The sequence below is a fragment of the Bacillus sp. SRB3LM genome (genome assembly GCF_015712745.1).
Taxonomy (GTDB): domain Bacteria; phylum Bacillota; class Bacilli; order Bacillales; family Bacillaceae_G; genus Bacillus_A; species Bacillus_A thuringiensis_K.
Map to the genome: position 1 here is coordinate 361,954 of NZ_VWVQ01000103.1, position 21,331 is coordinate 383,284.

Here is a 21,331-nt window from a genome sequence, read left to right on the forward strand (position 1 = left end):
TTATATTCTTTCTGGTTTTACTTACATGTATTTCGTACATGATTTTCACTCTATCTCTTTTTATTAAATAATCACAGAAACATCCCAATAGAGTACACCCTATCGGGATGTTCTTTTGATTCTGATATAATGGTACTTTAGAGTGTCCCATATGACTTGTTTCAAAATAGGAGAGTAGAATATGAGAAAAATAGGCTATGTACGAGTAAGTTCTGTTGATCAGAACCCTAAGAGACAGCTACAACAAATGAAGGAAATTGGAATAGATATTATATATGAAGAAAAATTATCAGGTGCTACACAGGATAGACCTGAACTCCAAAATATGCTAACTGATCTTAGAGAAGGTGATACAATTTATGTGACAGACTTAACTCGAATTACCCGTAGTACGAGAGACTTATTTGAATTAGTGGATTACATAAAAAATAAAAAGGCAAATTTAAAATCCTTAAAAGATACTTGGTTGGACTTATCTGAAGAAAATCCATACAGTCATTTCTTAATGACAGTAATGGGCGGCGTCAACCAATTGGAACGTGACTTAATTCGTATGCGTCAACGTGAGGGAATTGAGCTTGCCAAAAAGGAGGGAAAGTATCAAGGACGAGTTAAAAAGTATCATACAAAGCATGCAGGAATGAATTATGCAATGAAGCTTTATGAAGAAGGAAATATGACAGTCAAACAAATTTGTGAAATTACAAATGTATCTAGGTCCTCTTTATATAGGAAAATACACGATTTGAAATGAAAATTTCATCTCGAGGGATTGCAAAATCCGCTACCATAAGAAAGGAGCCGCAACATGCTTACTGTTCAAGAAACAGCTTATCCAAGATTAAAGAGTAACTTTACAACCAAAGAACTAGATAAGCTATTTTCGCCTACATTAAAAGAATTACATTGGACGAGAACACATTCTCGTAATCCATTTTCACATTTAAACTTTTTAATTTTGTTAAAAACTTTTCAATGTTTAAACTATTTTATTCCCATTACAGATGTTCCCCTTGTCATTATTAAGCATATTGCTAGAACATCTAATATTGCTCTTTCTGGTAATGAAAAATGGAATTCTTATCATCGGACGGGAACCGGAAAACGTCAAATCACCATGATTCGGAATTATCGAAAAGCAAAAGTATTTGATAATCAAGCCCGTCAAATTATGTTAAAAGCAATAGAAAACGCAGTGTTAGAGAAAGATGCGAAAAGTGATCTTGTGAATATTGCGATTGATGAATTAATCAAACATAGTTATGAATTACCAGCATTTCAGACGTTAGTAAAATCTGTAGACCATATCCATAGTATGGCTTATCGTACTCTATATAAACGAGTTGCAGATTCATTAAGTAATGAAGAAAAAGAAAAAATAGATACACTCTTTCAACAGATTGATGGAGCTACTTATTCTGATTGGTATGCGATAAAACGAGAGCCAGGCCGTCCTACACTAGAACAAATCAAGACATGGGTTGCACGGAAAAACTGGATGAGTGACCGACAGCTGGGAAGTAATTTTTTTCAAAAGCTATTTATCCCGCCCGCTAAAATAGAAAGATTAGCTGCAGAAGCAAAAACATTAGATGCAGCCCGTATGAAAGAACTGGAACAACATAAACGATATACACTAACTATAGCTTTATTACATGTTCAATACGCCAAAACGATTGATGATATAGGAACGATGTTTATCAAGCGAATTGCTAAAGCTGAAAATAAAGCGGAAAGAGCTCTCTATGTTTTGAAAGAAAAACGAGAAAAACAAACAGACGAACTCATTACGACATTACGTGATACCATCACTACTTATCAACTAGAAGGTTCTTCTGAAACACGATTACAATTATTAGAAACACTAATTGGTGGAAATCGTGGGCAACAAATTCTAGAGAACTGTGAAGAACACCTAGCCTATACTGGAAATAACTATTATTCTTTTATGTGGAAATATTTAAAAAGTAATCGTTCTGAATTAATTAAGATGTTGGAGTCATTAAGGTTTAAATCAACTACACAAAATAAAGGCCTAGGACAAGCAATTTCTTTCCTATTAAAGAATAAACATAAAAAATCTGAATGGATTTCAACTATCTACACCCGTAAGAATGGAATGCATAATGATTTAGAATCAGTTCCTCTTGTTGATTTAACCTGGATCCCTGAAGGCTGGTGGCGCTGGATTAGCTCTAATCGTAGAAAAAATGTATATCCAAATAAAATTAATAGAAGACACTTTGAAGCTTGTGTATTTTATCAAGTTAGAAATGAATTGAAATCTAGAGATTTATGTATTGAAGGTAGCGAACAGTACGCTGATTATCGAGAGCAATTAATATCTTGGGATGAATATCGCCAAAACTTACATACGTTTTGTGAACAAGCAGGTCTTCCAACAACAGCTGGGGAATTTAAAAAACAAGTGTATGATAAGCTTGAAGCACTTGCGAAAAAAGTAGATACTTCTTTTCCAAAAAATAAAGCTGTTATCATTCGAAATGGAGAACCTTTTATAACAAAATTAAAAAAGAAAAAAATATCACCGTTATTAAAGGCTGTTAGAAAACGAATTGAAGAGAAAATGGTACCTATTAATGTTTTAGATTTGTTGAGTGACACAGAGTATTGGTTAAATTGGACAAGATTTTTTGGTCCTATTTCTGGTTATGATGCCAAAATTGCTAAACCATCTCAACGTTATCTAACAACCGCTTTTTGTTATGGTTGTAATTTAGGTCCTACTCAAGCAGCTCGTTCCCTTGGTACAGTGGATAGAAGGCAAATTTCTTGGATTAATGAACGACACATTACGGAAGACACTATCCAGAAAGCTATTGAATGGTTAATTAATGCTTATAATAAATTTAATCTACCGAAATATTGGGGAACTGGAAATAGTGCGTCGGCTGATGGAACAAAGTGGGATCTCTATGAACAAAATTTATTATCTGAAAATCATATTCGTTACGGTGGATATGGTGGGATTGGATATTACCATGTTTCAGATAATTATATCGCCTTATTCAGTCACTTTATACCTTGTGGTGTCTGGGAAGGTGTTTATATTTTGGATATTCTGATGAAAAATCAGTCTGATATTCAACCCAATACACTACATTCTGATACGCAAGGACAAAATGCACCGATATTTGGATTATCCTATTTATTAGGAATCCAACTTATGCCCCGGATTCGAAATTGGAAAAACTTAAAATTATTAAGGCCGCATAACGACTCTAATTATCAGCATATTAATGAGTTATTTACAACTTCGGTAAATTGGAACATAATTGAAGATCATTATGAGGATATGTTACGTGTTGTGATGTCAATTAAAATGGGACGTATTCATCCTTCTACTATTCTTAATAAACTCAGTGCATATAGCAAGAAAAACAAGTTATATCAAGCATTTCGTGAATTAGGTTGTGCAATCCGTACACTATTTTTATTAAAATATTTATCAGATGAAGAGTTAAGAAGTACCATTCAAGCGGCTACAAATAAAAGCGAATCATTTAATGGGTTTACAAAATGGTTATTCTTCGGGGGAGATGGAATTATTGCAGAAAATCACCGGGAAAAACAACGGAAAATTATAAAATACAATCATTTAATTGCAAATTGTATCATTTTTTATAACGTCTTTCAACTTACCCGTATCTTGCATGAATATATTCAAGAAGGAAATGAATTAGACGAAGAAGTACTATCTGATTTAAGTCCATACCTTACCTTCCATATAAATCGATTCGGGAAATATGGATTGGACGATAGACGTCAACCACCCGATATCCAATTTGATATGGCCATTTCTTCTAATGGATTACAAGCTGCAAATTAAATAAAAATTGTCACTTTACCTATAAGTTTGCCGCAATTGGAAGCATAAACTTGCCGGAATTTACTTTTTTTAGAAGATATTTATCTAATTGTTCAAAGAACATGGAATCATAACTTTGCCATGGATTAATTATTAACCCATAAACTTGCCGTGAATCCTGGTACTTTGTAATAGATTTTAATCAAAAATATGCTACAAAAAAAGACCATTCAACAGAAGAAACCCAAACATTTTGAAAAAAATTGATCAAAAATGCTTGGGTTATTTGTTGCTAGTAAATAATTTATATAAGAAATTTTAATCGTTTTTCTACCTGTGTTTGCTCAACAATCGCACTCTTTTGTGTAATAAGGGTTTATAATTAAGTTTTAACAAATAAAACACCGAACAATCTTTTTATAAACACTGATGACATTTAAACAATAAATGATGCAATCAATAAAAAAAGAAGCTGTTAGTTAAGCTGAATTTTCAACCTTCTTTTTGTGGCGCCCTTGTTTTGAATTTTAATAATGGAAAAGTCGCCAATTTCAGTTGTTTTGCTAACATGGGTTCCACCACATGCTTGCTCGTCAATATCATCAATTTGAACTAATCGTACTTCGTTAAGAGAAGCTGGAAGTAAGTTAATAATTGTCTTAATACTCCCTACTTTCTGCTCAGCTTCTTTTCTACTTATCGTTTTTATCTGAACATCATGATGTTCAGAAGTTATCCTACATATTGATTGTTCTAATTCCTCAAACTGTATTTCTTCTATAACTTCAGGAGAAAACGCTAGCTCTAATCTGGCATAATCCTTTTCAATCTGACTGCTTGTAGCTAAAGCACCGTAATGTTGAAATAAATAACCAGAAATAACATGTAATAACGTATGATAACGCATGTTTTGAAAACGCCAAGACCAGTTGATATGCATGATGACTGCTTGTTCTAAGTGCTGCAATGGACGATCTAATTCATGAACGATTTCACCATCTATTTTTTTAACATTTACTACTTCGTAGATTTCATCTCCCTGTTTAATAGTCCCTTGATCGCAAGGTTGTCCACCACCACCTGGATAAAAAATCGTTTGGTCAAATGTAATTAAATTTCCATTTACTGAAACAATCTGCGCTTTACATTCTTTAATATAACTATTCTCAGCATATAATTCCTTTGTTGACACTTTGCATCTTCCTTTAACTGATAAACTATTGATTCAAATCAATACACTCATTCGCAAATCGCGATTCTAATTTTTTAATATCTTCTATCAACATTTCTACATTTTCCTTTTTTGTAGCCCAACTGGTACAAAATCTGACAATACTGTGCGTTTCATCGACTTTCTCCCAAATGGCAAAGGAATATTTTTGGCTCAATTTCGTTATTACATCTTTATGCAAAATAGGAAACTGTTGATTTGTTTTGGAATCGTACCTTAATGAAAATCCTTTTTCAACAAATGCCTCTCGGATCATCATCGCCATTTCCACAGCATGTCTGGAAATATCATAGTATAAGTCGTCTTCAAACAAAGTTTTAAACTGTATTCCCAATAATCTCCCTTTGGCCAATAGTCCTCCCTTTTGCTTGATTATATATCGAAAATCATTTTTTATAGCATCATTAATGATGACTACTGCTTCACCAAACAATGCTCCTATTTTCGTTCCTCCAATATAGAAAACATCACAAAGTGATGCGATATCTGCTAAGGATAAATCATTGCCTTTGGAAACCAGACCATATCCTAATCTAGCTCCATCCATAAATAATGGCAAACCACATTCCCGACAAGCCTTGCTTAATTCTTCTAATTCGGATCTACTGTAAGTTGTTCCATTCTCTGTTGGGTTAGAAATATATACTAAGCCCGGCTGTACCATATGCTCATGAGTCGCATCATTCCAATGGGCATCATATAATTCTTTTACCTGTTCTGCACGAATTTTCCCGTCATCACTCGGCAAAGTAAGCACTTTATGACCAGTTGCTTCAATTGCTCCGGTTTCATGTACTGCAATATGACCGGTAATTGCAGAAATTACCCCTTGATGCGGACGTAATATAGAAGCAATAATTGTTGTATTTGTTTGTGTTCCTCCAACTAGGAAATGTACATCTGCATTCTTTGTATCACATGCTTCTTTAATATATACTCTCGCTTTTGCACAATGTTCATCCATACCATATCCAGGTGTTTGCTCTTCATTAGATTCAACTAATTGTTTCAAAATTCGCCCATGGGCACCTTCTGCATAATCATTATCAAATCGTATCATTCATATCCTCCTCAATTCTATTTAATTTCTTTTCAATCAACAACATAGAAACATGTATTTCTTCTATTTCTTTTTGTGACAGCCCCTGTAGTAATTTCACTATTTGTTCATTAGATTTTTCATTTAAGTGATTAAAAAAAGCAGTCCCTTTTGGTGTCAATCGAATCAGACTTGTTCTATTATCAACCGTCGAACTTTCCTTAATTAGTAGACCATCTTTAATAAGCTTTGCAATTATTCTACTCATATAGCTGCGATCAATATCTAGTTTTTCGACTAAATCGTTTGCGATACATTCTTCCATGAAACCAATCTCTAAAATTACCCGAGACTCCGTCAAAGAATATTCACCATTAAATACATGCTTATCTAACAAACCCAGTATATTCGTATAAAATCGATTAAATCGCCTTATATCACTAACAATATTTTCATTATGGTTCATAATATCCCTCCCTCTTTTGTGGACTATGTCAACAAATAATAAAATATTTAGTGGACTATGTCAACGTTTTAATTTAGAATCATTAAGTATAAGTTAAGATATACAAACTACATATTTAGGATTGAATAATATGGTAGCTATACTGTTTTAAAAATCGAATTTATCCTGTAATGAAATGAACTGAATAATAGTTGTATTGAAATGTATTATTTCTCTGGTTATTAATCCTTTATTTCAATAAAAAGTGAATTTCTCTTTCTTGAAGATATATGCCCTTAAATTTTCCTGCTTATTCAAGAATCTGCCACTTTTAGTGGAGTAACTTTATTGTTGCTCACCAGTTTCTTTATTCACCTTTCAGTTCAGATTTTCTTTTAGCTATAAAAACCTCTCTCTAGATAGACAGATCAAAGTGGACAAAACATTTAGTCTTTTTATAAACATCTTGAATTTATTTAAAAACGACATTAAAAATATTCTTCAAATCCTGGAAGCATAAGTTTGCCGCAAACAAAAAGAACCATAAACTTGCCGAAACGGCAAACTTATGGTTCAAATCACAAAAATAGCCACAAAAAGAAGGAATCGTTGCCCTGCCCCTTTTTGAGGAAGGAATGAAAATATCTTCATTCTGATACTAATTACACTTAACTATAAAAAACAAAAAGACTTGGATACACCAAGTCTTTTTGTCAGCAAGTACATACTCGTCTAGAACAAGTAAAACGCTATTCGAAAGCTCTGTTAGTATAGCAAATAATGTGGATTTCAGCAATGAGATATTTCCTTTTACTTCTTATGTATCTTTATCATGCTCTTTTATTGAAGGAACATCTGTATCCCTGGGAGAAGAACCAGGGATACAATATCATCTTGATATAAGCCTTTCCTACACATTTTTATTTGCAATACCATAAGCCCTATACTTTCTTTGATTCATTTGTACAGATATAACCGAGGCGAAAATTATAAAATCTATGTAAAGATTCGATTGCTCCCGCAAACTCCAGTATTAATGGAATTTCCTTTTTGGATTGATAATAAATTTGTTTTGCTTGCGGTATTTTCCCGTCTGTTTGTATGCGTTTTAAACCTACATCTAATTCACGATGTAACACACGGGCTATGTTGTTCAATACATCAACAGATCCATGTATGCGTAATCGCGCACGTTTATATAGTTTTCCTTTATCTTGGCCATGTACAGTTCCTAAATCATGTAATAAGCGTATATAAGTCGCTACAAACACTTTTTCGTTAAAAGTCCCTTTGGGAAAGGTTCGATTTTTTTCTGAAATTGGCGTCCAGTTCATTTCCTCGATCTTTTTCACAAGCGGATGGCATTCGTTTATCCCGATTTCCCAAAAATTAACTTTCCCTTCACGTTCTCTCTTGCAGTATCTTACAGAATTACTTCTTACAACTAATTCACGAAATCGCTCTGGAATTTCTTTTTTTTTATTTCTGATAGAAAAATACCCTTTTCGTTTAGATCCATATCTCCAAATAATTGCTAATATTTCTGCAAAATCATCTGTTGTAAGAAATTGATTGAATTGTTTTTCCTCTTCATTTGATAATCTAAATTTCTTAGTCAATATTAGTTCTCCTATCTTTTAAAGAAATACCAATAAAGTGAACCTCTAATCAGTAAGAGTTTTGTATTCATGTGTTCATTCCCTACTGATTATTAGTTGAACCATTAGAGCTTTTACGGGCAGTTAATCCCTACCGAACTTCTTTGCTTCCGTTGAGTTTTGAAGTGGGGGATCAACTGCCTATTCATGCAGGATAAACCATTTAAAATATTTCACCAATACAAGTTTAATTCATCGCAATATGTATCCGCTTCAATGAAACAATTTCTCCAATCAGCGGTATTTGCAATCTCACAGATAATATCTTCAACCTGTTTTGTTAGATCATCAATATCTTTGTAGGGAACGAAAAATACATATTCATTAGATGCGTTCATTTCCATATTAAAATCATATCGGAGATATTGCTCCACTTCTTTTCGTACCTTGCTTTTTCCCCTAACAAATTTATTATTATTTTCTATTCTAAGCCACATTCTAATTTTGGCTATTTTTTCTTTTTCAATAGGATGTACCTTATCTCTTATCCCTTTTTCTTTTATGTAGCGATATAAAGTAGCTTGACTAATTCCAGACATAGCAACTATTTCAATAATACTATATTCTTTAGAGGCATATAGATTTAATGCTTTTTCAATGTATTTTTCTTTTACCTTGGGACGGCCACCTTTTCTTCCCCTAGCTCTAGAGCTTTCCAAACCTTCCCTCGTTCGTTGAACGATTAAGTCGCGTTCGAATCAAAGTTTTCTTTTAAACTAATTAGCTTTACACCTTGTTGTTCAAAATACTCTACTAATTCAATTAAGTCTTCGGTACTTCTCCCTAACCGTGAAAAACTTTCTACAATTATAGTATCTCCTATTCTAATTTTATCTTTTAACCTCAACAATTCCGGTCGATCGTTTTTTGTTCCAGACATTTTTTCTGTAAGAATTTCCGTACAATTACAAGTTTTTAGTAAATCTAATTGACGAATTAAATCTTGTTGTTGAGTACTGACCCTGGCATAGCCGTATATATGATTTTGTATGAAACATAACCTCCTCATGAAGTTAATTTTATCAAAAAATATAATTATCAAAAACCATCGTTTTTGACATAGTGTATATGTTTATTGTTTCTCCAAAAATAATAATATATGATAAACCTAAGAAACCGCATAAGAATAATGCAGTAATATCGTAAGCTATATGATAGAATATGTATGAAAAAGAGTAAAGAAAAAGCTCATTCTTTTACAAGAAATGAGCTTTCCTTTTTCAAGCTAAACATTGTGAATAGCTTCAATCTTTATTAGGGAAAAGATTGAAAGAAAAATTTAGCGTAATTATATTTTGTCATGAGTATAAAATAAAGTAAATTGATAATATTTATTTTGAATATTAATAATTTACTTTACACTTTCACAATGAGTAATCTAAAAATCCCACTGCCTAATTAGGCAGTGGGATTTTTAATTGATTTTGCAGATGCTATAATATAAGTATAAAATTAAGGTATAAGTATTTCTTAGAACTTCCTTTTTGCTTGCGACGGCGTAGGGAAGTTCTTTTACGTTGTTTGTTCAATTTGCTGACAAGCATAAAAGGGATTGAAATGATTCAGGCTATATATAAGCAGAAACGCCATTTTATAATCCGTTCTCTATTTTTTTAAACTTTGCAACAGACCCTTTTTTATTATATGCAATCATGGAAACAATATAAAAGCTAATTATGCCTCCACTAACATTTAGAATTATATCATCAATATCAAATAATCGATAGGAACAGTAGTATAGACCATAAACGCCTGTTAATTGTGTTCTTTCAAAGAAAAGAGAAATTGAACTTATAACAAGTGAAGTTTTCAGAATTTTATAACGAGAATTAAATACACAAGTGAATCAGGCAAAACGCCTGATTAAATCAAAAAATGTATTGAGCAGTGGAAGTTTTACAGGTGAAGGATGGCAAATTGGACGCAAAGTATTCATCTCATCAAGAGACTCACAATACGGGGGACGTCAACTGGTGTTGCCTCCTTCTTCTCTCGTCTATCCATCATATGCTTATCAGACTGTACCGGAATCAGCATTAAAGCCGTATACACGCTATTATCTATCCGTTTTCGTCTTACAGGCGGATTCGTTACACATTATGACTTCCCGTTATGGAAATGAAGTCAATCAAGTCGTCAATGTAGCCTATTCTACCTCCCTGCCTACATCTGCAGAAGATGTCAATAGTAGCCCTAACTTCTTCCAATATCCGATTGATGTAGGTGCGCTACATCCGGAAGCGAACATAGGTATTACAGTTGGTTTTACCGTACCACCGAATGGATTCGCAACAATAAGTCAGGTTTCCTTGACAGAGGGACGCCCACTAACTGTGGCAGAAATAAGAAAAGTACAGCACCAAGATGAACAATGGCTGCAACCCTATTTGGCGCAACAGACACAAATCAATGCGAGCTTACAGCAGGCTACAAATCAATTAAATGCCATGTATGATTCCTCAAATTGGAGCGGAACAATCAGACCAAATGTAAATTATACCAATGTGGAGAACTTAATGGTACTGCAACAAAGTACTCCTCAACAAGGCTCTATGCCAGGTATCCCGATGCAAGATCCATATGCACAACAAAAAGCAGCAATCTATCAAGCCGCTCTGCGCGCTTGGAATCAACTACAAGCACGGAATATTGTTCAAAATGGTTTGTTTCTCTAACAAGCACAAAATGGGAATATAGCCGGTACAGTGAGTTTCCCACAAGACAGCAATCGGAAACCTGTCTTGACATTATCGGATTGGGATAGCACAGTTTCTCAAATCATTACCTTACCAAGTAAGGGAGGCAATACAGAGTATCGTGTTCGCGTTCGTGCCAAAGGACAAGGAACGATTTCCATTGTGCCACCAGGAAATCAAAAACATATGTTATTCTTCACCCAATCTACTTTTATAACCCAATAATTCTATTTCTATCCAGATGCGAATACGACCCAAGTGGATTTGATTATTCAATCAGAGGGTGCGGAATTTACGATAGATTGGGTAGAATTACAAGAAATGGTATATGAAGAAGCCACACCACATAGTGTTTCAGGAGGAAATATGGTGGTAAATACCATTGGGATTGCTACTCCACTCGCACAACCAGGAGCATCTATGAGGGCATCACATTCACAAATCATGCACCTTTCAGCTGTCAATGTAACCAAAAATAAGGATGGTGGTTCGCTAAACGCTATTCATGAGAATGTATCAGAACGTAAAAGAAAGAGAAAGAACCCAGGAGCCCCTTCTCTCAACCTAGATTTTGTCTCTTTTTTATGGCGCTATATAATAACAGGACAAACGGTTTAACCTGCTATGTCTTGGTCGTAGAATCCCCTTCCCTATCAACTATAATCAGAACATATGATACTGGTGTAAGTAAACGATAAATCAAGCAAATTGTTTGAAATAAATGTAAAATTTTCTATACAAGTTTTTTAAACAAGCATGTCTCATTTTTTATTTAAAAAGGAAAGAATTACTCTCTTCAGTAAACACTGCTGAATAAGACGATTCGTCTAAATATCGCATGTTTTATGTAATTGAAATAGCTGTTATACATACAAACTACTCCATTTCTCATTTGGTCTTGAAGCTTGAGAGTCTCTATTTAAATAGTTATCTGAAATCTCATACACCTCTTTTTTCGTAATAAGGTCGTTTTTTCCTAATTTACTCATCAGACTTTGAATGTGCTTACAACTCAAATGAAGGTTATATGTGGCTTTAAGCCACACTTGTATTCTTTTATATCCATAAATCCCTCTTCAATATTTTTGGTTCTGGTGCAAGAATCCTAAAATGTTTGAAATGTGTTTTTCAAACTTGGCTATACTGGTACTAACGCTTCAAAAAGGGGTGTGATCAGTATGGGACCAGAAAACTTATTTAAATGGAAACATTATCAGCCCGATATCATTGAACAAGACCACAGGTTTATCAAAAAGCGGATTCGGAGTATGCTTGGATTGAAATCATTACAAACAGCTACAAAAATGATTGCTGGAATAGAAGCGATGCATATGATCAAAAAAGGACAAACTCTCCAAGGGGAGAAGCCTGTCCACAGACAGATATATCTTATTAATGATCTGTTCAATTTAACAGCATAACATTCAATTCCGCTAGGAATCTTTTTCTTTTTTCATATTCCACTGTGTTTGCACCAGAACCCTTTATTACGAAGGAAGAAGAGAAAAAGTTGAAAAACATTCTTACTTCTTCTGAAGGATTGTCAGAAGAACAACTTTCCATTCGACCGCTTCTCCTAGATCGAAATGTATCCATCCTATCACTTCTTTTGGATTATGGGCTCACACTACAAGAACTCGTATCGTTACAGATGCAACAGGTGCACTTTGGAAAAACAGGATTACTGTTTTACATAACAAAGGGAAAGAGAGAAGGATCATGTTAAAGGAAGAGGATAAAATATGTTTATTTACGTACTATAAAACGATACCTGAACTAGTTCGTCCTAGATATCACAGTACAGATTCGTTATTGGTTACATTTGATTTTAAACGAGAGACATTTCGTTGGGTGTATGACAATGATGCTCCGAAAGCACTAACAGCCATTGCTGTACAAAAGATGATTCGATTAGAAGTAGCCAGAGCGCAACTGAGAAAAGGAATTTCAGCACAGCACTTACGGAATACCTATATTCTACGCTGTCTAGAAAGAAACATGTCTACAGAGGAAGTCATAAAAAAACTGGATTCCTTTCTCATTTATCAGTAAAGCGTTATGTAGAATATGCAAATCAATATTCACATGGAGAATAATTTGAAAAGAAACAATTTCTATGACATACTAAAATAATATAAGTTTACCTTTAAAAATGTAACAATTGAATCTTTTGTGATGGAGAAATAATAGTCGTCACATACCGAAAACCCCAGTACTTTCAATATATTACTTTTATATGGGAATCTGCTGAAAATAGAATCGTAGAACAGGAAGCATACGAAAAGCTCCCTGACTTGTTATATAAATCAGGGAGCAAAAGGTAGTACAGTATATCGGTTACGCTAATTATAACATAACTGGATTCATCCGGTCTGTGTTTTCTGAATATTCGTTTTATTTTTCGATATTAGTTCTTCAAGTTCAGATGGCCCTAAAGAATCATCTAACCTTGTTACAAAGTGTACGGTACACTTTACTTGTCTAAAATATGGCGTATTTCCGACAGTTCCATATTCGTAAACTTCGCAATATCTTCGATATCCATGCCATTTTTATGCATGCCTCGAATAAGTTGGATTTTCCCTTTTTCTATACCCTCTTGAAGCCCTTCTTCTTTCCCTACTTGTTTTCCTTTTTCCATACCTTCTTCTATACCAACCTCACGTGCATGTGCTAATTTCGCTTGTTCATCAAATAACACTTTTTCCCGTGCTTCATATGCGAGACGGAAAGAGCTACTCTGACTCATATTTTCCCATTTGTGGATTGCCTTCTGTAACATTGGATCTTGTTTCATGGCTATATCCTCCAACGTGTGGGTTAAATGTTCATCTTCATGCGCTGGTAGTAAAAGTAACCAACGAGCGAATTCATTTTCCCACGGATTAATTTTTTCTTCTCTCCATTGCTGTAGCAATTTCGGAATTTCAATGAAATGGATTTCCAAATCTTCGAGTAACACTTCCTTGTGTTGTTGACTCCAAAATTGTCCGACTGTATGCATATCATCATATTGAGGAAAGAGATCAAAATCTAATAGATTAATCGCAATCGTTTTACGTAAAGAACGGTAGGGCATTCCTTGCTCTAATTGAGATGTATACAGTTTACTCCAATAATACAGGGAACGTTTTACTATCTCTTGTGTATTTCGTAACTGGATTTCCACATTTACCTTGGTCTCATCTTGAAGTGTAGCTAATATATCTAGTATGGATAATTTATCTTCTTCGTATTCTTTATGTAAATGTGGGTCTTCAATTTTTAAGGATACAATCGGTGTAGATAAGGATTCATGCAAAATTGCATTTAAAAAAGAAATCAGTAATTCCTCTTGACCTTGTACACCAAATAATTGCTTGAAAGCAAAATCGACTCGTAAATTGACTAAAGGTTGATTCATAGCGTGAGTCACCTTTCTTTGTGTGTATTCTATCTCTATTGTAGCGGATACGGAAGAGAGGACGCAACCCTTGATGAATATTTGGTGGTGATAATTGGTTATTATACCGAATGATACGTGAAATTATTTGCATTACTACTTAAACATACATATAGCCCTGCATAATCAGCTTGTTTTTTCTTAATTGCGTTTAACGTTTTTTACATAGAAATGTATTCTCTTGATTGTCTTCTTTCGTTAAAAATAAATCTGAGCAGTCGTTTTTTATTCTTCACAAAAAATAGACGTTTTATCTGTTTTTCAGAACATAATGCATACATAGTGACCTATCTGGATTAGAGATGAATCACCAAATGAGACGAACAATAGTTCACCGCTCGATATTTCAACTCTTCATACGTGTATAACTTTTGTTTATCAAATAATTTCGGATGTTTCTTTCTATAATGTCCAAACAATTCTTCTCCATTTTTCCGTATACGATACCGACGCGCTTGTCTAATTGTACCTGGTATTTCTGGTTCTGGTGCAAATAAATGATAAATGAAACAAAAAGCTAGGATTCCTACCGGAATCTTTTTTATGCTGTTAATCCAAACAGTTGATTAATAAAGATATTCTGTTTTTGGACAGACCTCGCCCCTTGATAAGTTTGTCCTTTTTTGATCATATACATAGCTTCTATTCCGTCTATCATTTTTCTAGCTGTTTGGTATGATTTTAATCCAAGCATATTTCGGATGCGTTTTTTGATAAACCGATGGTCCTGTTCAATGATGTTATTTAAATATTTTTTCACACGAAGTGGAATATCGTGTGGTAGGTACTTGTCTTCTTTTAATTTCCATATCGCAACTGGGTAAGCTTTATCGCCATCGGCCGTAATTGTACGAGGTTTTTTCGCATGACAAGCTGCCAAAGCTTTCTTTAGAAAACGTTTGGCAGCTTTTGCATTTCGTCTCTGACTTAAGTAAAAATCAATTGTGTTTCCTTCGGAATCCACCGCACGATATAAATACATTTTCTTTCCTTTGATTTTTAGATATGTTTCATCCACTCTCCAGGAATCATTTGTTGGCTTCAAATGTTTTCGAATACGCTCATTTAACTCTGGCCCATACTGATGAACCCAACGCATAATCGTTGTATGAGAAAGGGATAAACCCCTTTCCTCCATCATTTCCACCAAATCGCGAAAGCTAAGATTGTACCGCAGGTACCAACGTATCGTTAACAAAATAATATCCGGTTGATAATGTTTCCACTTAAACATATTTTCTTTTTCCATACTAATCACGCACCTTTTTTAAAGTCGTAGTACCAGTATGACCAAGTTGGGAAGATCGTTTTCAAATATTTTAAAAATTTTGCACCAGAACCATTATTAACGCTTTATCTTACCCCAATTGGATATAACTGCGTATGTGCGACTTCAGGAGAAGAAGCTATTTTACATATAGAAAATCGAAACTTTAAATTTGTTTTACTCGATATTATGATGCCAAAGATGGACGGATGGGAAACGTGCAAAAAAATCCGATCTTTTAGTAACATTCCTATTATTATGGTTACAGCTCGTGATCAAACAGTAGATGTCGTTCAAGGATTAAAACTTGGAGCCGATGATTACGTAACGAAACCTTTCCATGAGGAGGAACTTTTCGCAAGAATTGAAGCTGTTTTAAGACGTACAAATGAACATAAACAAATCCAATATCACGGTATTGTATGGGATGAAACAAAACACTTCGTTTCTGTCCATAATGAAGAACTCCTTCTCACACCAATTGAATTTTCTTTACTCGGATTATTTTTACGCCATGTGAACTACGTATTAAACCGTGATCAGCTCATCGAACGAATTTGGGGGTTAAACACAAATACAGAAGATCGCACAGTCGATTCACATATTCGTAATTTACGTGATAAATTACGAAAAGTAAATTTCCCTATTGATCACCATTTAAAAACAGTTTATGGAGTCGGGTATCGGTGGATTGATACTTTAGATTAAGGAGCAAAACGATGAAGCGAATATCTATTCAACTCGGATTTTATTTTTTAATTGTTACACTTTTAATCGAAAGTGTTCTATTTGTCTTGCTTTATTATAGCCTTGTCAACAATAGAGTAAATGAAGAAATGACAGCTTTATTAAAGCGCGGAAATAGTCACAGAGATGTGCTTGAAAAGTATTTTGATAAGCAAACAATCTCCCATGTTGCACTAATGGAATCCGAAGCCGAAACGACTGTTGTTATTACAAATGCAAATAAGGATGTACTAGCTAAATCCAACGAAATAAATACTACTATAAAAAAGCATATTAAAAAGATGCAAACACGGACAGATCATGAAGGCGCAATTATAGAGAATCATTGGAAAACATCTAATTATATATGTACAGTTAGTCCCATTGTAGTAGATGGAAAACATGAAGGCTATGTGTACATGTTTCTTGGGACAGAATCCATTGAAGAGATGGTGAATGGGCTAACAAGACAATTCATTATTGCCGGCGTCATTACGTTTCTATTAACAGCCATCACTATCTTTCTCTTATCACGGTTGTTAACAAAACCATTGTTACACATGAAACATGCCACTGAAAAAATGAGTAAAGGCGATTTATCAGTTTCGTTAACGACTACTCGAAATGATGAAATTGGTGAACTAGCATCATCTATTCAAACGCTCGCAAATGATTTACATTATATGAAAACAGAGCGAAGTGAATTTCTAGCAAGTGTTGCTCACGAATTACGAACACCGTTAACATACGTAAGAGGTTATGCTGACATTGCTTCAAAAGAAAGCACCCCTTCTGAACAACGTTTGCGATATTTATCAATTATAAAAGATGAGTCTGATTACATTACAAACTTAGTTCAAGATTTATTTTCACTTGCACAAATGGAACAACATAACTTTTCTATTCAAGTAAAGGAAGTACATTTACACACCTTCCTAACTCGCATAGCCGAAAAAGTAAATGCCATATATAAAGAAAGATACATTAAAGTTTCTTTCTCTTGTCCTCCTACACTGCTAGTAAACTTAGATGAACAACGATTTGAACAAGTTGTGGTGAACATTTTAAATAACGCTTATAGACATTCAAAAGAACATTCTCATATAAACATTTCTGTTACAGAAGAACATAAAAGTATTTCTATTACAATTGAAGATGAAGGCGAAGGTATTCCTCCTGAAGATCTCCCTCACATTTTCGACCGCTTTTATCGAGTTGATAAAGCGAGATCACGATCTACAGGCGGAACTGGTTTAGGACTATCTATCGTAAAAGAAATTGTAGAACTACACGGCGGAAATATTACTGTAACGAGCGAAATCGATTACGGGTCTTGCTTTATAGTTTCATTACCATCCATAAAGAAACACGACTATCATCAATAGTCGTGTTTTTTTATCACTTTACTTTATAATATAAATTTACAAATTGCCCAAAACGTTTCGTATCCGTTAAAGTTAAATTAATTTCCGGGTTCTTGTCTTGAAATAACGGAACTCCAGAACCTAATATGTGAGGTGTAATCGTAACAACATATTCATCAATTAGATTATTCTTAAAGAACTCTCTTAAGAGACTCCCTCCACCGACCATCCATATTTTAGATCCTTCTTGCTCTTTCAACCTTTTTGTAAACTCCACTACATCTTCATTTACAAACTCCACGTGTTCGTTTGAACCTTTTTCTGAGTTAGAAAAAACATAACATTTTTTATCTAAATACGGGAATGGTTCTATATGCTCTACTACATAATCGTACGTTCTTTTTCCCAGAATTATTGTATCAATCGTTTCGTACATTTCTGTATAACCGTTATCTCCCTCCCCTTCGGTTTCCATTAACCACTGTAAATCATCATCTTCTTTCGCAATATATCCATCTAAGCTCGCCGCAATAAATAAAACTATTTCACGTGACATATTTTTTCCTCCTTACATCTCATCTTGATAACATTATGCTGTAAACAATATACTAACAATAAAACACGACAATTTATGTCATGTTTAAAAAGAAAAAAGGTGATACATTTGTCAAAAGCTAAACGCTTATTAGATATTCTTATATTTGCTTCTGCGAAAAAAGCATTTACAGCGCAAGAAATAGCTGATGAATTTAATATTTCTGTTCGTACTGTCCATAGATACATTTTAGATTTAAGTGATATGGGATTACCCATTTACGCTGAACAAGGTCGCAACGGAGGATATAAAGTATTAACGAATAGAGTAATTCCACCTATTTTATTTACCGAAGAAGAAGCAGTCTCCATCTTTTTTGCCTTTCAATCTTTAAGCTACTACAGAGACTTGCCTTTTAACACAGAAATAAATTCCGTTACACATAAACTATATAGCTCCCTACAACATGATGCGAAAGCTAAAGTTGACAAAATACGTTCTTATATCGCCTTTTGGAATCCGAAAAGAACAATTGAGACACCACTTTTAAACGAAGTGTTAACAGCGGCTATTGAAAATAAAAATTTACACTTTCAATACGAATCTAAATCAAGGATCAAAACAAAACACGTTCATCCTATCGGTGTATATGCGCATGATGGTTTATGGTATTTACCTGCTTATGATTTTAATGTAGAAAAAACATTACTGTATCGCGTCGATCGTATTCTTTCTATATTATCAACGGAAGAAAATGAAGATACATTCATGAATTTAGAAGAGTGGTTTGCCTCTAACTCTCACGTAGTACATAATCCTACTCAGTTACATGTTTTACTGTCAACAGAAGGCGTACGCCAATGTAAAAGCGTGCCTTACCTTGAAGAATTCGTTGTAACAAACGAAAACGGGACAGGATATATACATTCAACAATTGATAAAGGAGAAATCAATTTTATTACCCCTTTATTTTATAGACTCGGAAAAGATGCAAAAGTTTTAGAACCGATAGAATTGATAGATGGTTTACGTATGCGTGCGAAAGAAGTTTTACATATGTATGGAGACGAAAAAAGCTGCTAAATATAAGCAGCTTTTTAATCTAGTTGTTTTTATTATGTTTACGATTGACGAATATCAAACCACCAACGATTTTTCGAATTCATATTTTCAGTGTCACCAATCCCTCTGTAATTGAAAGCATCCAAAAAGATTGAATCTAATTTATCTTCATCTACAAAATAACCTAAATTAACTTTTACCGTTTCTCCTGGTGTGATACTGCCAATATTGTAAAAACTTTTTCCATCTCCATGAGGCTCTAAATAATCAACTTCGCCTGTCATAATATTTTTGTCTGCGATTCCATCTTTCCCAGCATACTGCCATGCATTTCCTTTATCTTCAAGAACTTTTATAGATGGAGTCATATAGATTTCTTCTGTCGCCTGTTTACCTATATTTTTCACTGTTGTTGTCAGGTAGACAAATTTAGGATGAATTAATTTTGATTCTACTAATTGATCAATTGAATCTTTACCATTTCCAGTTTTATATTTATCCCTTCTATATGGTATCAATTGTCCAGCTTGATCCAAAGCTTGATCCAAAGCTTGATTCCTGCTTAGTATTCCTAAGCCCATTTCATTAAAGTTCTCTTGTTTAAAATCTTTGATTGAATCAAAGGCTTCAACTTTTTCTATCACATATTCAATTTGACTGTTATCCATAGATATCGTTACTGGAACCTTTTGCCCTATATGAAATAGTCGTTTGCTATCCTTCTTCAAAGGAATTACCTTAGTTGTTTTACTTTCTTGGCTAAAATACTTTTTATCATAATCGCTTATATATGATGACTTTTCTTTTGACGTGGGCTCAAGTGAAATGCTCCCTAGCACATCTATCATTTGTTCTTCGTTTATATCATTTCCAATATAACTTTGTAACATAATTCCTTCTTCCTCAAAATAGAGAAAAATTACTCTATTAAACATTAAATCTTTATTACCATTTTCTCTATGGACAATTACTGCCTTCTTACCATTTATCTCTTTTTCTTCATAATTTTTCGAGTACAGGGTTGGAAAATCTGAATTCCCTCCTACTCTCCAAAGAACGAATGAAAATCCACCCATTGCGTAGTTATCTTTAAAGGAATATTTCATAGCAGAGTCATCAATTGCTTCCATATTTTCTGGTAATTTATCGATTTTCAGCTTATACCACTTATCAGCCTTTTTCGAGTCCTTATTTGTTACTGAAATATTTACTTCATAATTTTGTTTTTGAACGATCATATTATAGACTTTTACTGCTCCAAAAACGGTTGTCGGCATGCCGATCAATAAGCAAGCAGCAGCGATTAACATACGATGTCTTTTACACTTTTTCAGCGGTTGTCCATCTTGCAGCTTCATTTCCTCCATAAACAATTTCTTTTTGCGCGTATATGTATGTGAAAATTCATGTTGTTCTTCAAGTTTATCAAAATCATCTAAAGCAATTTTTTCAGCAAGTTCATATATTTCTTTGGAGTTCTTTGAATTCGTCATGTTGTATACCTCCTATCATATTTTGGACTCGTTTTCGAGCGCGTTCAAACTGCTTGCGGACATTTGCCGCCGTTATCCCCATAACACTTGAAATTTCTTGATACGTTAAGTTATAGAAGACTTTGTACTTAAACACCTGTCTGTTAGATTCATTTAACTCTTTTAGCAATGCATCAATTTGAAGCTCAGACATTTTACGTTTTTCCCACTCTTCAATATTTTTATCTACTGCCTCTACTGATTCTCTTTCATATTCTTCTAAAAATGTTTCATGTCGTTTATTTTTCCGGTAACTATCAATTGCCTTGTTTTTCGCGACCCTCAAAATGTAACGTTTAAGCTCTTGAGTAGCCAAGTTATGGAGCTTTTCCAAGTTCTTATAAAGAGTAATAAACGTCTCTTGAACTGCATCTTCTGCCTGCTGAATATTATTTAAAATAGAATAAGCTACGTAATAAATTTTTTGTTCGTACAACTCGTATAGCTCTTCCATCTTTTCATAATCGTTGTTTGTAACTTTCATATAATTCCTCCTCTCACTCTA

Annotated in this window: 18 protein-coding genes and 5 pseudogenes; 10 read left to right on the plus strand and 13 right to left on the minus strand. The window is 33.9% G+C overall.

The features are described from left to right. The first annotated feature begins 181 nt into the window (after positions 1–181). Both F3I02_RS29030 and F3I02_RS29035 read left to right on the plus strand, forming a co-directional pair. Entirely contained in the window at positions 182–754 is a 573-nt protein-coding gene (locus F3I02_RS29030; RefSeq protein WP_196477608.1) for a recombinase family protein, read from the plus strand. Positions 755–808: 54 nt separating this feature from the next. Next, positions 809–3,850, plus strand: coding sequence for a Tn3 family transposase (locus tag F3I02_RS29035; protein WP_196477607.1), 3,042 nt, complete (start codon positions 809–811; stop codon positions 3,848–3,850). Between the two features lie 454 nt (positions 3,851–4,304). Here the strand turns inward: F3I02_RS29035 and F3I02_RS34755 are convergent, their stop codons facing one another. From F3I02_RS34755 to F3I02_RS34225, 6 genes and pseudogenes are all read right to left on the minus strand, one after another. Beyond that, the gene (locus F3I02_RS34755; protein ID WP_196477606.1) at positions 4,305–5,021 is read right to left on the minus strand and encodes an alanyl-tRNA editing protein; all 717 of its coding nucleotides are present in this window, start codon (positions 5,019–5,021) and stop codon (positions 4,305–4,307) included. A 25-nt stretch (positions 5,022–5,046) separates the two neighbouring features. Beyond that, on the minus strand, positions 5,047–6,120 hold the full coding sequence (locus tag F3I02_RS29045) for a threonine aldolase family protein (protein ID WP_196477605.1): 1,074 nt from the start codon (positions 6,118–6,120) through the stop codon (positions 5,047–5,049). Then, entirely contained in the window at positions 6,107–6,568 is a 462-nt protein-coding gene (locus F3I02_RS29050; RefSeq protein WP_196477657.1) for a MarR family winged helix-turn-helix transcriptional regulator, read from the minus strand. Before F3I02_RS29050 ends, F3I02_RS29045 begins: the two co-directional genes overlap by 14 nt. Positions 6,569–7,485: 917 nt before the next feature. After that, the gene (locus tag F3I02_RS29055; protein WP_196477604.1) at positions 7,486–8,163 is read right to left on the minus strand and encodes a hypothetical protein; all 678 of its coding nucleotides are present in this window, start codon (positions 8,161–8,163) and stop codon (positions 7,486–7,488) included. Positions 8,164–8,375: 212 nt separating this feature from the next. Continuing rightward, a pseudogene (locus F3I02_RS29060) lies at positions 8,376–9,193 on the minus strand (recombinase family protein). A 600-nt stretch (positions 9,194–9,793) separates the two neighbouring features. Then, positions 9,794–10,030: pseudogene (locus tag F3I02_RS34225) on the minus strand (VanZ family protein); the annotation flags it as partial. Between the two features lie 13 nt (positions 10,031–10,043). On the opposite strand from F3I02_RS34225, the gene F3I02_RS29070 reads away from it, so the two are divergent. The 3 genes from F3I02_RS29070 to F3I02_RS29080 are packed head-to-tail and all read left to right on the plus strand — an operon-like array spanning position 10,044 to position 11,516. After that, entirely contained in the window at positions 10,044–10,877 is an 834-nt protein-coding gene (locus F3I02_RS29070; RefSeq protein WP_196477603.1) for a hypothetical protein, read from the plus strand. Between the two features lie 30 nt (positions 10,878–10,907). Further along, positions 10,908–11,123, plus strand: a complete 216-nt coding sequence (locus F3I02_RS29075) for a hypothetical protein (RefSeq protein WP_196477602.1) — start codon at positions 10,908–10,910, stop codon at positions 11,121–11,123. A 33-nt stretch (positions 11,124–11,156) separates the two neighbouring features. Then, positions 11,157–11,516: a hypothetical protein gene (locus tag F3I02_RS29080; protein WP_196477601.1), complete on the plus strand. Its 360-nt coding sequence runs from the start codon at positions 11,157–11,159 to the stop codon at positions 11,514–11,516. 245 nt (positions 11,517–11,761) lie between these two features. Here F3I02_RS29080 and F3I02_RS35195 read toward each other — a convergent pair whose 3' ends face one another. Continuing rightward, the gene (locus tag F3I02_RS35195; RefSeq protein ID WP_483862131.1) at positions 11,762–11,968 is read right to left on the minus strand and encodes a hypothetical protein; all 207 of its coding nucleotides are present in this window, start codon (positions 11,966–11,968) and stop codon (positions 11,762–11,764) included. 156 nt (positions 11,969–12,124) lie between these two features. Between F3I02_RS35195 and F3I02_RS29085 the strand changes: the two are divergent. After that, a pseudogene (locus F3I02_RS29085) lies at positions 12,125–12,319 on the plus strand (DDE-type integrase/transposase/recombinase); the annotation flags it as partial. Positions 12,320–12,375: 56 nt separating this feature from the next. Beyond that, positions 12,376–12,994, plus strand: a pseudogene (locus F3I02_RS29090) (tyrosine-type recombinase/integrase); the annotation flags it as partial. 377 nt (positions 12,995–13,371) lie between these two features. Here the strand turns inward: F3I02_RS29090 and F3I02_RS29095 are convergent. From F3I02_RS29095 to F3I02_RS29100, 3 genes and pseudogenes are all read right to left on the minus strand, one after another. Next, on the minus strand, positions 13,372–14,301 hold the full coding sequence (locus F3I02_RS29095) for an Rpn family recombination-promoting nuclease/putative transposase (RefSeq protein ID WP_050845592.1): 930 nt from the start codon (positions 14,299–14,301) through the stop codon (positions 13,372–13,374). A gap of 335 nt (positions 14,302–14,636) precedes the next feature. Beyond that, a pseudogene (locus F3I02_RS34230) lies at positions 14,637–14,834 on the minus strand (hypothetical protein); the annotation flags it as partial. A 47-nt stretch (positions 14,835–14,881) separates the two neighbouring features. Next, entirely contained in the window at positions 14,882–15,589 is a 708-nt protein-coding gene (locus F3I02_RS29100) for an IS6 family transposase (protein WP_196478272.1), read from the minus strand. A 54-nt stretch (positions 15,590–15,643) separates the two neighbouring features. Between F3I02_RS29100 and F3I02_RS29105 the strand changes: the two genes are divergently transcribed. Together F3I02_RS29105 and F3I02_RS29110 are read left to right on the plus strand one after the other, a co-directional pair. Then, positions 15,644–16,315: a response regulator transcription factor gene (locus tag F3I02_RS29105; protein ID WP_196478793.1), complete on the plus strand. Its 672-nt coding sequence runs from the start codon at positions 15,644–15,646 to the stop codon at positions 16,313–16,315. An 11-nt stretch (positions 16,316–16,326) separates the two neighbouring features. After that, positions 16,327–17,718 (plus strand): sensor histidine kinase, encoded by a 1,392-nt coding sequence (locus tag F3I02_RS29110; protein ID WP_196478669.1) that lies wholly within the window; start codon positions 16,327–16,329, stop codon positions 17,716–17,718. Between the two features lie 13 nt (positions 17,719–17,731). Here F3I02_RS29110 and F3I02_RS29115 read toward each other — a convergent pair whose 3' ends face one another. After that, positions 17,732–18,253 (minus strand): dihydrofolate reductase family protein, encoded by a 522-nt coding sequence (locus tag F3I02_RS29115; RefSeq protein WP_196478670.1) that lies wholly within the window; start codon positions 18,251–18,253, stop codon positions 17,732–17,734. A 75-nt stretch (positions 18,254–18,328) separates the two neighbouring features. On the opposite strand from F3I02_RS29115, the gene F3I02_RS29120 reads away from it, so the two are divergent. Beyond that, on the plus strand, positions 18,329–19,315 hold the full coding sequence (locus tag F3I02_RS29120; protein ID WP_003299997.1) for a helix-turn-helix transcriptional regulator: 987 nt from the start codon (positions 18,329–18,331) through the stop codon (positions 19,313–19,315). Between the two features lie 38 nt (positions 19,316–19,353). Here the strand turns inward: F3I02_RS29120 and F3I02_RS29125 are convergent, their stop codons facing one another. Continuing rightward, complete coding sequence (locus F3I02_RS29125; protein WP_196478671.1) at positions 19,354–20,787, minus strand: DUF4367 domain-containing protein; 1,434 nt, start codon at positions 20,785–20,787, stop codon at positions 19,354–19,356. Then, the gene (locus F3I02_RS29130) at positions 20,753–21,310 is read right to left on the minus strand and encodes an RNA polymerase sigma factor (protein WP_196478672.1); all 558 of its coding nucleotides are present in this window, start codon (positions 21,308–21,310) and stop codon (positions 20,753–20,755) included. Before F3I02_RS29130 ends, F3I02_RS29125 begins: the two co-directional genes overlap by 35 nt. Positions 21,311–21,331: the final 21 nt, after the last annotated feature.